At 39.8% G+C, this 12420-nt stretch carries 10 protein-coding genes, 1 tRNA gene and 1 rRNA gene; 3 read left to right on the forward strand and 9 right to left on the reverse strand.

What is annotated here, in order from left to right:
* Positions 1 to 56 precede the first annotated feature (56 nt).
* Positions 57 to 1898 (forward strand): ATP-dependent zinc metalloprotease FtsH3, encoded by a 1842-nt coding sequence (gene ftsH3 / locus IQ274_RS26530; RefSeq protein ID WP_012411183.1) that lies wholly within the window; start codon positions 57 to 59, stop codon positions 1896 to 1898.
* A 408-nt stretch (positions 1899 to 2306) separates the two neighbouring features.
* Here the strand turns inward: ftsH3 and IQ274_RS26535 are convergent, their stop codons facing one another.
* From IQ274_RS26535 to IQ274_RS26560, 6 genes are all read right to left on the reverse strand, one after another.
* Positions 2307 to 2525: a hypothetical protein gene (locus IQ274_RS26535; RefSeq protein ID WP_012411184.1), complete on the reverse strand. Its 219-nt coding sequence runs from the start codon at positions 2523 to 2525 to the stop codon at positions 2307 to 2309.
* Between the two features lie 290 nt (positions 2526 to 2815).
* Entirely contained in the window at positions 2816 to 3997 is a 1182-nt protein-coding gene (locus tag IQ274_RS26540; RefSeq protein WP_194143965.1) for a low temperature requirement protein A, read from the reverse strand.
* A gap of 267 nt (positions 3998 to 4264) precedes the next feature.
* A tRNA-Gly gene (locus IQ274_RS26545) sits at positions 4265 to 4336 on the reverse strand.
* A 170-nt stretch (positions 4337 to 4506) separates the two neighbouring features.
* Positions 4507 to 5124, reverse strand: a complete 618-nt coding sequence (locus tag IQ274_RS26550; protein ID WP_163931964.1) for a GerMN domain-containing protein — start codon at positions 5122 to 5124, stop codon at positions 4507 to 4509.
* Between the two features lie 254 nt (positions 5125 to 5378).
* The gene (gene trpC, locus IQ274_RS26555) at positions 5379 to 6230 is read right to left on the reverse strand and encodes an indole-3-glycerol phosphate synthase TrpC (RefSeq protein WP_163931968.1); all 852 of its coding nucleotides are present in this window, start codon (positions 6228 to 6230) and stop codon (positions 5379 to 5381) included.
* 244 nt (positions 6231 to 6474) lie between these two features.
* Positions 6475 to 6753 carry a HetP family heterocyst commitment protein gene (locus IQ274_RS26560; protein ID WP_163931971.1) on the reverse strand — a complete coding sequence of 93 codons (279 nt, stop codon included), beginning with the start codon at positions 6751 to 6753 and terminating at the stop codon, positions 6475 to 6477.
* A 1742-nt stretch (positions 6754 to 8495) separates the two neighbouring features.
* Between IQ274_RS26560 and IQ274_RS26565 the strand changes: the two genes are divergently transcribed.
* Positions 8496 to 9365, forward strand: coding sequence for a response regulator (locus IQ274_RS26565; protein WP_114086267.1), 870 nt, complete (start codon positions 8496 to 8498; stop codon positions 9363 to 9365).
* A gap of 14 nt (positions 9366 to 9379) precedes the next feature.
* Here the strand turns inward: IQ274_RS26565 and IQ274_RS26570 are convergent, their stop codons facing one another.
* From IQ274_RS26570 to rsmA, 3 genes are all read right to left on the reverse strand, one after another.
* Entirely contained in the window at positions 9380 to 9709 is a 330-nt protein-coding gene (locus IQ274_RS26570; protein ID WP_163939325.1) for a DUF3082 domain-containing protein, read from the reverse strand.
* A gap of 61 nt (positions 9710 to 9770) precedes the next feature.
* Positions 9771 to 10724 carry a 4-(cytidine 5'-diphospho)-2-C-methyl-D-erythritol kinase gene (gene ispE / locus IQ274_RS26575; RefSeq protein WP_194143966.1) on the reverse strand — a complete coding sequence of 318 codons (954 nt, stop codon included), beginning with the start codon at positions 10722 to 10724 and terminating at the stop codon, positions 9771 to 9773.
* 67 nt (positions 10725 to 10791) lie between these two features.
* On the reverse strand, positions 10792 to 11649 hold the full coding sequence (rsmA, locus tag IQ274_RS26580) for a 16S rRNA (adenine(1518)-N(6)/adenine(1519)-N(6))-dimethyltransferase RsmA (protein ID WP_194143967.1): 858 nt from the start codon (positions 11647 to 11649) through the stop codon (positions 10792 to 10794).
* 645 nt (positions 11650 to 12294) lie between these two features.
* On the opposite strand from rsmA, the gene IQ274_RS26585 reads away from it, so the two are divergent.
* A 16S ribosomal RNA gene (locus IQ274_RS26585) occupies positions 12295 to 12420 on the forward strand; the annotation flags it as partial.

A 12420-nucleotide genomic window follows, 5' to 3' on the forward strand; every position in this document is an offset into this window, starting at 1 on the left:
CTTTGCGATCAGAGACGCTAGGCGACCGCGCGAAAAATACCGGAGGATAGACCTTAGTGAATAAAAGATGGAGAAATGCAGGGCTGTACGCGCTGCTGTTTATTGTCGTAATTGCGCTGGGAACAGCATTTTTTGACAAACAACCCCAAAGTAGAGAGACATGGCGATATAGTCGCTTTATTCAAGAAGTTCAACAAGGCAGAGTAGAAAAAGTCAGTTTGAGTGCAGACCGTTCCACAGCACTGGTTACACCCAAATATGACCCAGCTAAACGGATTGTTACCTTAGTCAACGATCCAGACTTGATCAATACTTTGACTTCTAAAGGCGTTGATATTTCTGTATTGCCCCAAACCGATGAAGGATTTTGGTTTAAGGCACTAAGTAGCTTATTTTTCCCTGTATTGCTTTTAGTTGGCTTATTCTTCTTGCTACGTCGCGCTCAAAGTGGCCCAGGTAGCCAAGCGATGAACTTTGGCAAATCCAAAGCCAGAGTGCAAATGGAACCACAAACTCAGGTGACATTTGGCGATGTAGCTGGTATTGACCAAGCCAAGTTGGAATTAAACGAAGTTGTAGACTTTCTGAAAAACGCCGATCGCTTTACCGCCGTTGGTGCAAAAATTCCTAAAGGTGTACTGTTAGTTGGCCCTCCTGGTACAGGTAAAACCCTCCTAGCTCGTGCCGTAGCTGGTGAAGCAGGTGTACCCTTCTTCTCAATCTCCGGTTCAGAATTTGTAGAAATGTTCGTAGGTGTGGGTGCATCCCGCGTCCGCGATTTATTTGAACAAGCTAAGACCAATGCTCCTTGTATCGTCTTCATCGATGAAATTGACGCTGTAGGTCGTCAACGGGGTGCAGGCTTAGGTGGTGGTAACGATGAGCGGGAACAAACCCTCAACCAGTTGCTAACCGAAATGGATGGCTTTGAAGGTAATACAGGCATCATCATCATTGCCGCTACCAACCGTCCTGATGTTCTAGATGCAGCCCTATTACGTCCTGGTCGCTTTGACCGTCAAGTTGTGGTAGACCGTCCCGACTACGCCGGACGCAGTGAAATTCTCAAGGTTCACGCCCGTGGCAAAACCTTGGCGAAAGATGTGGATTTGGATAAAATCGCCCGTCGTACCCCTGGATTTACTGGTGCAGATTTATCTAACCTGTTGAATGAAGCCGCAATTCTGGCAGCACGCCGGAATTTGACTGAGATTTCGATGGATGAAATCAATGACGCGATTGATCGCGTATTAGCTGGGCCAGAGAAGAAAGACCGGGTAATGAGCGAAAAGCGCAAAACCTTGGTGGCATATCACGAAGCTGGTCACGCTTTAGTTGGTGCTTTAATGCCAGACTATGACCCAGTACAAAAGATTAGCATCATCCCTCGTGGTCGAGCAGGTGGTTTAACTTGGTTTACCCCCAGCGAAGACCGGATGGATACTGGTTTATACAGCCGTGCTTATCTGGAAAATCAGATGGCTGTAGCTTTGGGTGGACGGATTGCTGAAGAATTAATCTTTGGTGAAGAAGAAGTTACCACTGGTGCTTCTAATGACCTTCAACAAGTAGCACGGGTTGCGCGTCAGATGATTACCCGATTTGGGATGAGCGATCGCTTAGGCCCAGTCGCCCTTGGTCGTCAGCAAGGTAACATGTTCCTGGGAAGGGATATCATGTCAGAGCGTGATTTCTCTGAAGAAACTGCTGCCGCCATTGATGAAGAAGTCCGCAAACTTGTGGATGTAGCCTATACACGCGCTAAAGAAGTGTTAGTAGGCAACCGCCACATTTTAGATCAAATCGCCCAAATGTTGGTTGAGAAAGAAACGGTAGATGCCGAAGAGTTACAAGAAATTCTATCGAATAACGATGTAACAACTGCTGCTTTTGCCTAATTTAATTAGTAGTTGGGAGTTAAGAACAATTCCTAACTCCTAAGTGTTAATAAAAGCCCGGTCATGAAGACCGGGCTTTTAATATGGGGTTATATACCCCGAAGGTTTCGTTATAGAGTTTCAGTATAAATCGCTTGTCTGATAGAGACTACCACCTGAGCATAATCAATTCCGGAAAATTAGAAAATTTTTTTAGATACACCCAAATCAAAAAAGCTATAACTCTCACCTCAAAAGGAAAAAGATCCAATCTAGCAACAATTTGAGAAGTCTGGATGGTGAAAATTCCCGAACCCATCATAAGTACAATCCACGAGCTTACTTGCCCGACTCTGACGATATCCTAACTTTCCGAATCTTTACAGTACTAGCGTTAAGAGTGACTTGATACTCGACCAGCCGCCGATCTTAAACTCTGGATGCTGGTTTCAAAAATAGCCACGCCACAAAGAATGTAGCCGCAGTGAATAGTTGCGTCAAGTCTAAAGCTGATAGATAGCCATCTGCAAATGAAGCAATACTGCGATCGGTAATCCCAAATACCCAAGATGATAGTCCAAACAGCCAAATCCCGTTCTTGAGATTTCCGACGAATTGCTTAGAGTCTGATGGTTTCTGGTCTTTCATGAGCTTCTGTCCCGTTGTTGAGAAATTTGATGATTAATGCGAAATACCTGCCACTAAGAATTTTTTCTGACTCCTGCCGTTGAATTTACACTGCCTATTTATAATATTAATAAATATTTCGCCTACTTGACTTAAATACCTAAAGGTACGTCTTCTAATGATGACATTCCTCCTTTGGTTCTGCTACCTCTGATAGACGACTATAAATTGAGTAGGGGCACACAGCTTGCTGTGTGCCCCTACAAATCAACAAATAAGTTGGGATAATTTATTTTTTGGAAGTCCCTAAACTAAATTTCCGGGTCAACTAAGCGGGTAGTGGGACGACTCTGATACAAATCTTGAACGACTTGGACAGCAGAAACTACAGCTACAAGGGCAATGACTGCAACAGGTAACAAACCTTTGCCAAAGATAGCGATCGCTAGCAGCATAACTGCACCTCCAAGTCGGTACTGGGAACGAATTTTGCAATAGCGGATTACTCCAAATCGGTGAAGAATACTAACAGCCAGAGAGCATAATGCTACTGAACCACAGATGAGCCATCGCTGGGAATCGGGTAATGCTAAAGTTGCCTTACTTAACAAAATTTGTTCTACACCAACACCAGCAGCAGTAATCCCAATCACTAGCGGTAAATGGGTGTATAACCAGAGATTGACAACACTTACCTTTCCTTCTGTCCGCGCCGTCTCAATAGGTTTACCACCCAAATTATCAAAATAAACCCACCACCAGCTAAAGGCGATGATCAGACCAAACACGCTAGAAATCACAGTTAAAATATCCCATTTCTGCTCAGAAACACCATTGACCACTGCAATGATTGCTTCACCCAAGACAATAATGGTAAATAGCCCGAAACGTTCTGGTAAGTGGGAGGCATGGGGAAGTAACCCTATTTGAAACTTGTATCCTGTTAAAGGTGTAGCAAAGTCAATAATGATTCCTAATGCCCAAAATCCAAACCGCCAAGGAATGGGTACAAATGCTGATATCAACCAAAACAAGGCTGCGATCGCAAAACCAATAGCGTAGCGAGTAGTTAAAGGACGTGCGGAGGGAATATGTCTTCCAGCACGGATATACTCTATTACAAGTACAGCCCGGCCGAGAGCATAAGAAATGGCAAAACCAGGGGAACTCTCACCCAAACCGTGGTGGATATTAATAGCCATTGCTGCTGCTGTGAGCATTTGTATACCAATCAGTAATCGATGTCCTACATCATCGCTATCAAAACGGTTGGCGTAGAATGTGGTACCAATCCATGACCACCAAACTGGTATAAATAGAACTACAAACCCAAATAATCCTGATAGAGAAATATCCTCGTTGAGATTGTGGGCGAGTTGAGAAACTGCAACTACAAAAACCAAATCATAAAAAAGTTCTAGCCAAGTGGCGCGTCGTTCTTCTTCAGTGTCTTGACCAATGCGTAATCTTGGCGGTTGGAGAAAATTTGCCATAGTGCTAATTGCTAATCGCTAATTGTTTTTTACCATTAGCCGTCATCTATTAGCGAGCGTCTAGACGTTTTTACTCCCTGCATCTGACAATTCCCAATGGAAATATTAGTCTATTGAATTTCGTCGCTTTATGGGCAACCTGTAGTATTTGTAGTGTAGTAATAGCGATCGCAGACTCTAGAAGCCGAGTAAGTCTGGTTCCACAAACTCAAAACCAACCATACCAACATAAACAATTATATTGGTAGTTTAGATTCTAAATTTTAAAGCGGGCGATGGGACTCGAACCCACGACGTTCACCATGGGAAGATGACATTCTACCACTGAATTACGCCCGCGAATTGCTGCCATAAACTTAAGGCTGATGTAAATTATACCACTATTTACAGATGTTTTCAATTGGCTAAAACATATACTGTTTTGGCAACTGCTGATCTATAAGTCCTGTGGCTGTTCAGATTGAAAATCTTTTTAGCTAGCTAATGACGGCACTTACTACTATCTTTAGCTAAAGAACAATATCCTCACCTCGTTCAGTGAAGCGAACCTCTTTAATATTCCATTGACTATTGCTCGTTAAGGTTTTGCGGAGACTGCCAAATAGAGCAAACTGTTCACAGCTAGAAAGAGAAGCTATTTGCCGCTTTGACTCCGGAGATATTCGGAGATCAACTGTAGCAACGCCATTTTTGATGTTGACGCGATATCCAGACAAGCTAAAGTCGCTTGTATCTCGTTTTTCTAAAATCTTACTTACTACGTTTGTAACTGGTTCTTCGGCTGGTACTGAAACTTTTTCAGGAATGAATTCTTGACACTGAGTATCACTTGTGTATAGCGTGACATCAGTAGTTTTGCTAGTGACAGCTTTAGGAATTGATGAGGAAGGTGTATTTTCTTTAGGAGATTCTTGATTAGGAGATTTTTCTCTCAACTGAGCTACGCTAGGAATTTGGCTAGAAGTCTGAGAAGATACGGTATTCGTTGGTGTTGTTGTAGGGTATGGCGTTGGGCTGTCAATTTTACGAGCGGTGGGGTTAGAACTACAACTGCTGAGGCTGACAACCATTGTCACAAAAATCAGGGGTAAAAAATATCTTTTAGTTGTGTTCATAATTTTGCTCATAAGTGATGTTGTTGCTATCGATTTCAGTGTTGCTGGTATTAATTCCGTATAAATTTATGAATCTTCGGCCAGTCTATAAAGTGTCAACCCAAAATCTCTTAAAGTCGAGGGTTACACTATACACCAAAATTACAACATCTGCTTTTCAATGAGCGATGTCTGACGATAAGCCCCTCCGCGTCTACGCTAATCCCAAAAAGCTTGATTAGAGAAGCAAGAATGCGGTAAAGAAAGATATACAGAATTTTGTCTATTTATCTGAAAATAGCTGTAGGTTTGAGCAGATTACGCACACTCTGTTGTATATCTTCTTGTTTAATTAGAGATTCGCCAAGTATAACGGCATGTGTACCAGCTTCAGCTACAAGGGATAAATCAGCAGGTGTATACAAGCCAGACTCACTAACAACGATAATACCCAAGCTTTGTAGTTGCGATCGCCTAGCTGCCAGTAGTTGCTTAGTTGTGTCAATATTGACGCTAAAATCTTCTAGACTTTGGTTGTTAATTCCTATTAGGCGTACATCATCCAGCTTTAGCACCCGATCTAGTTCTGCTAAAGTATGGACTTCTATCAAAGCATTCATTCCCAAATAGTGAATCACTCGCAAAAAGTTTTGAAGTTCCTTATCTGAGAGAATTGCCGCAATCAATAGCACCGCATCTGCGCCTGCTGCCCGTGCTAAATAAATTTGGCAGGGATCTAAAATGAACTCCTTGCACAGTAGAGGCAATTTTACCCGGTAGCGGATGGTGCGTAAATTTTCAAAGCTGCCATAAAAGAACTTCTGATCGGTGAAGACAGAGATACAAGTTGCGCCACCACGTTCATAAGCTTTAGCGATCGCTACTGAGTCCAAGTCTGCTTTAATAATTCCATGAATTAGGGATGCTTTTTTCACCTCTGCAATGATAGAAGGTCGGTAATGACTCTGTTGCAAAGCAGAGATAAAATCTCGCACAGTCGGCGCAGCAGCTAACTGGCGTTGCAAAGAAGCCAAAGACATCTCTTGCTGGATTTGTGCAACTTCATGCTTTTTCTGCCATATAATCTCTTTCAGAGTAGGTTGCAAATAATTATTAGGGGTAGTAACTGGGTAAGTCATAATTGCTAAGGATGGCGTGACCAAAAAAGTATGAATTATAAAATTTCAGGCTATCTAACAGATATTCTTCTTAATTGGCCTTTGTGAAAATGCCTTTAACAAATATATATCTGTAAACAACCGAACATTTAAAGTTTTTAGTCTTCATCCTTGCCTCGTGGAACTTTGTGGTCAATTTCCTTGAAATAGCCTCAATTTCTGACATTCATTTAGAGTAATCGTTCTATCTTGATTATTTTCTTTTTCAAAGATGAAGCCAGGTCGATTTTAGACTTAACGCTTCTACAGCCTTAGTATCAGTTATATTTTCTTTTGAACTTTCAACTAAGTAGTTATTTTTGAGCAGTCGAATGTAGGTGCGGTAAGGTATATAGTCTATGGGATTGTACCCAGCAAAACGCAGAATTAAAACACATGCCCAGGAATATTTCCCAGCAATAATCGCTTTGAGAATTTGCTCAATTTGTTCATTGTTGATTTTTTTAACCGTTTCTGTTTGATAATTAGTGATATTTTGAGTCATAAAATACACTCTTGCATGTAAATAAAAACTGTTTTGCATTTGGCAACATTTATCTTCTTTTTCCTTTCTCCAATCCAGCAATTTATCTAGCTTTTATGTCTGCACATCTATCATAATAAATACCAGCTGGACTTATTCTAAAAATGATTAACTATTATAAATGTTTAATATTTGACTCCACGAATCACATCATTTGCTACAATTTATTCAAGAGCATTGTCCATATCTGAAATAACAAGATTACACAATAATGCTTAAGTAAACTTAAATAAAGTTAATAACTATTACAACTTTATATTGAAAGTAGGGGCGGGATTAACCGGGATCATAAAATATCTTGTTAAACCCGCTCTTACAGATAAACCGTATTGCAGAAGCTGCTTCTTCGTTAAGCTTACTCAATCTTTAGCAAAGGAGTATATGAACGATTTTTTGATAGATATGTCTATTTTTTCGCTTTTGAAATCTTATTTATTTTCATTAGCGTCAAACCAACTTAGACTTTGGAAAGGTGATATGGAATTTATTAAGTTTTATATATGTAGTAAAGAGATGTGATTTTATTGAACTTCTCTTGCAATGTCCTCTAATTAGACCTTTCAGAAGGTATAAGTACACAAAAAAATCATAAATTGTATTTATCAATACATCCTTGCTTAATATTTCCTATTTCTTTTGGAATATTTGTAAGCTATAAGTGCATGAGCGATAAAAATAATTTACTCCTTGTGACAGATGACAAGCTGTCCAATCATGTTATTAGATACCTAAGTGAGCAAATTTAGGGTCAGTTAAATTAATGAGCAATAATTTACTTATTAAAACTATAAGTCTTAGAACAAATATACCTAAATTAGAATTGACAAAATTATTTTATTATGCACTAAAGTTTTTGACTTATGGTTCTTATCTTGATTGCATAACAGTTATAAATGATTAGCTGAAATCAAAATTAGTATAGAGTTTTGCAGCATATTATTTATTGCATTTTTGGATATAACTTTGAAAGAGATGATCAAAATCTTTCTCAGAGATAAATTCCTGAAGATGGCTAAAAACTGCATTATTGTTATATCTAATGGGTTCAAGTCAGTTATGTATATCTATGTGAATTAGGTTAAAGCATAAACATCAGATATTGCCCTTAATTTTATTAATATAGTCAAAAGGATAAAAAAGGTAGTTTTTTGATATTTTAATTTTGACTATAATATCAAGTCTTATATATTTGGTTTTAATTTATAAAAAATAATTATCGGTCAGTAAAAATAAACACTATTTTACTCTTCTAATATTGAATGAATAGTAAGATAGTGCTTACTTATGTATCTAGCAATAATATCTTTATATTACCAATATAAAAATCTCTATTTTTATTGTTAAAATTATCTTTAAAAGCACTAAATAACTTCTGATTCTTTTGAATTCCATTTATTTATAAATAGCCAATAGCACCATGATGATTTTAGAAATTTATGATTAGCAACTCATCAATGGCTATAGCACTGACTTATTTAACCGAGTGACTAGGGATATGGATTCTGGCCTTTATTACGTTAGTTCAATCTAACTCTTCATTGGTGCTACAGCCAGAATTAGAGATTTGCTGGTTTCCTAATGGTAGTGTTCTGAGTTGTTAATTAATAATCATTTTCAACTCAACACACATAACTTTTTTGACAAATGACTCGGCATAGAATTTGGTCATCATTCCCTGCCACAAAAATCCTAGTGATGGAAAAATGAGATACGAATCGTCGAAAAAAATTCTTGTAATTGAAGATGATGCTGTTACTCGCAATCTCTTCTTAGAGGTTCTTGAGGCTCAAGGTTTTGACACCATAGGTGCTGAAGATGGAGTAGCTGGTATCCAGAAAGCACAACAGCATTTACCCGACTTAGTGATTTGCGATATTCAAATGCCAGATATGGATGGCTACACCGTTTTGGCTAGGTTGCGCCAAGATCCTCACACAGCAATTATTCCTTTCATTTTTTTGACTGGGAGTAATACTCAAACAGATGTTCGCAAAGGTATGGAGTTGGGAGCGGATGATTATCTGACTAAACCCTCTAGTATAGAAGATTTGCTCAGAGCGATCGCTGTCCGATTAGAAAAGCAAGCTTTTTTGAGGTATTGGTACGCTACTAACTCTCATCAAGCCGCTCAATCACCACCTTCATCGTTCAACTCTGAGTCTATTTTTCCATCTGTTCCCCAACTGAAAGCGGTTTTCGACTTTATTGAAGCTAATTATCGCCAAGGAATTACTTTGTCTGATGTGGCTCTTGCGGTTGGTTATTCGCCTGCTTACTTGACTAACCGAGTAGCCAAACAAACAGGAGAAACTGTAAACGCTTGGATTGTTAAGCGTCGAATGGCAGCAGCACGTCCTTTACTTAGAGATACTAATCAGACAATCGACCAGATTGCTATTGCACTGGGCTATCAAAATACATGTCATTTCTCTCGTCAGTTTCGTCAACACCACGGGCTTTCTCCCAAAACTTGGAGAAAACAGCAACAACTTTTTCAGTCTTCTAAAAACGCGAAGCTACAATTGATCAAAAATCATGGTGCATTAGAAAAACTTGTACCTTTAGGTTGCTGATTAAAAGCAAATTACTAGTTTTCACTACTTTTTTGCTTGCTCAACTGCTGCATTAATAATTGCACTCCCAGAGCCAACAAACCAATTGCTACTATACCAAATATTCCGCTTCCTAAAGCAACTACACCAACAACCAGAGTCCGAACAGCAGAGGAAATTTTAATTACTAATGGATTAATTGAATGGAGGGGTTTAGCAGCAAAATTTGTAGCGATCGCAATCATCAGCGAATACATTGCATATCCCATTCCTCCAGAAATTACTGCCCCAATTAGACAGCGTAACGGACTTGCTGCTACCGGCATTTTAGTATCCGTTTGTGGCGTTAAATTTTGGTCACTCATAGGATTTTGGATTTCAGATTTTTAGTTGGGACATTATTTTTCATTAATTAAAAATAATTATTTAAACAGATGATGTCACTTTAATACCATGCGTAATTGTCCGAGTTACAAATAATTCTAAGTCCTCATCAATAATTGCTTCCCTTACTTGCTGCAAAACGAGTTCTGCCTGCTGTTGAGACTCAAAAAGAGCAAATACTGTTGGGCCAGAACCGGACATCATTGTTCCTAACACGCCTTCCTGATTTGCAAACACTTCTCGCAACTGCAAAACTTGGGGATAGGCTGGCAATACCACACGCTCTAAATCATTGTGCAATTTTTGGGCAATTTCTCTCGTATCTTTATGCAAGATAGCTTTTACTATTGCTCCTGAATGAACTGCACTAGCACGTGCTACCAAATTATCGGTATCTCTAATATAAGAATGACCAAACTGCTGTCGATAGGTTTTGTATGCCCAAGGTGTGGAAACTTCCAGACTACGGTATTTCCCCAATACTATATATATGTTATCCAAACTCGGTAGGGGAGAAAGTTGTTCACCCCTACCTGTTGCGATCGCAGTTCCACCCGCTACACAAAATGGGACATCTGAACCGAGTGTACCTCCTAACTCTTCTAATTCAGACTGAGTTAATCCCAACTTCCACAGTAAATCTATACCCACTAACACAGCTGCTGCATTCGTCGAACCCCCAGCCAACCCAGCCGCTACAGGAATCTGCTTATTGACGGTAATCTCCACACCGCCATATTTCGCAAAGGCTTCGGGAAATTGCCTGACCATTAATTCTGCTGCTCGGTATGCCAGATTACTTTTATCTGTCGGTACTTGTGGGTGGTTGCAGTGAACACGAATGCTGTCAGTGCTAATGGAACGCACATCAATCTTGTCTGAAAGTCCGATACTTTGAAGTATCATGGCTAACTCATGATAACCATCAGGGCGATACCCAATTATTTCCAGATATAAGTTGATTTTAGCAGGGGCAATTAGGCTGTAGGAACGCATTTTATAAGAATGGGGAATGGGGAATGCTGAATTGGGGAATGGGAAAAAATCTATTTTATCTTGTCATCTATATTCCTACTCCCTGCTCCCCACTTTCTACTGCCAGTTCATTTGCTAGGATTACCCATTGCTGAACGCTGATATCTTCAGCTCTGGCTTGGGGATTTATTTTTAATTGTTCCAGTAAGTGGCTCAGGCGATCGCGTTCTATAACAGATTGCAAATTATTTCGTAACATTTTGCGCTTGGCACCAAACCCCAACTTTAAGAAAGTCTCTAACTGTCGGGGATTAAGCGCTGGTATTTCTATTTTTCGGGGACGTAATCGTACCACTGCTGAATCAACTTTTGGCGCTGGATGGAATGCAGAGGCTGGGACTGTGCAGATTAACTCACACTCAGCCAAATACTGTACCCGCACGGTCAACGCCCCAAAGGTTTTTGACCCTGGTTTAGCATACAACCTTTCTGCCACCTCTTTTTGTACCAGCAATACTATAGAGTCAAATGGTTCGGGGTTAGGATTTGCGATCGTACCCAGTAGTTTCTCAATGATTGGCCCTGTAATGTTGTAGGGAATATTGGCTACTACTTTGTTTGGCTTTTGGAAATTGGGAAAGGCTACCAAATAAGATGGTAAATCCAGGGTGAGAAAATCGCCTTGCAGCAATAAAAAATTTTCAGTCTTACCCAGTTGCTTTGACAACAGATGGCATAAGTCGCGGTCTATCTCAACTGCAATCAGAGACTGCACTAAGGGTAATAAACGACGAGTTAGAATACCAGTTCCAGGCCCAATTTCCAAGATGCGATCGCCTTTGACGGAGCGATCGCTTGCTGTACACTCCGCTGCTTTTATAATTGCATCGAGCGCCTTTTCACTTTTGAGCCAATGTTGAGCAAAGACCTTACGCGGTCGGATCATCTGTATTTATTGCCTAGTCTAGTTTTTAGCGTTTTCTCAAAAACTTATTATAAATTGTGAAATCCGTCTACAGCGCTAGACTCACTGTAACGAATCTTGTGGGGTAGGCATCCAGCATAAAATAAGAGCCTTTAACCAGAGGCTCTAGAACAACTATGCTTTTATATTCTTATATATCGGTAGTTCAGGTGGATTTAGGATAAATCCCTCCAGCAAGACTGCTTCCTACCTTTTTCGATAATGATTACTATAATCACTTAACTAGCATCAGAGCTAATCTAGAAACGCTAACTAGCTATATGCATTATCTACACATTTAAAGTTCAGCTACTTCGTCTATGCTTTCCTTGTACTGCTTAAGCCATTCACTTAAAAGTAATGCCAGCCAAGAGATTTGCCGTTTTAGAAAAAAAATAAATTTACCCCTTGACAAACTAGGGGATGACTAGTTACTCTAGTTAAGTGGAAAGGCGAGAGAAGCCAACCACCACTGAACCTGAAAAACATAATACTTTGAAAGCTTAAAGAAAAACCAATCCTCGTCAAAGGATTTTACTTTTTGGAATTTCCAAAAAGATAATAATCAAAATTAGTAACTAGGACTCCGAAAAAATATTTTTCGGATACACAAACTCGAAACACAACAAAACGGAGAGTTTGATCCTGGCTCAGGATGAACGCTGGCGGTATGCTTAACACATGCAAGTCGAACGAAATCTTCGGATTTAGTGGCGGACGGGTGAGTAACGCGTGAGAATCTGGCTCTAGGTC

Source organism: Nostoc sp. LEGE 12447, assembly GCF_015206985.1.
Classification (GTDB): Bacteria; Cyanobacteriota; Cyanobacteriia; order Cyanobacteriales; family Nostocaceae; genus Nostoc.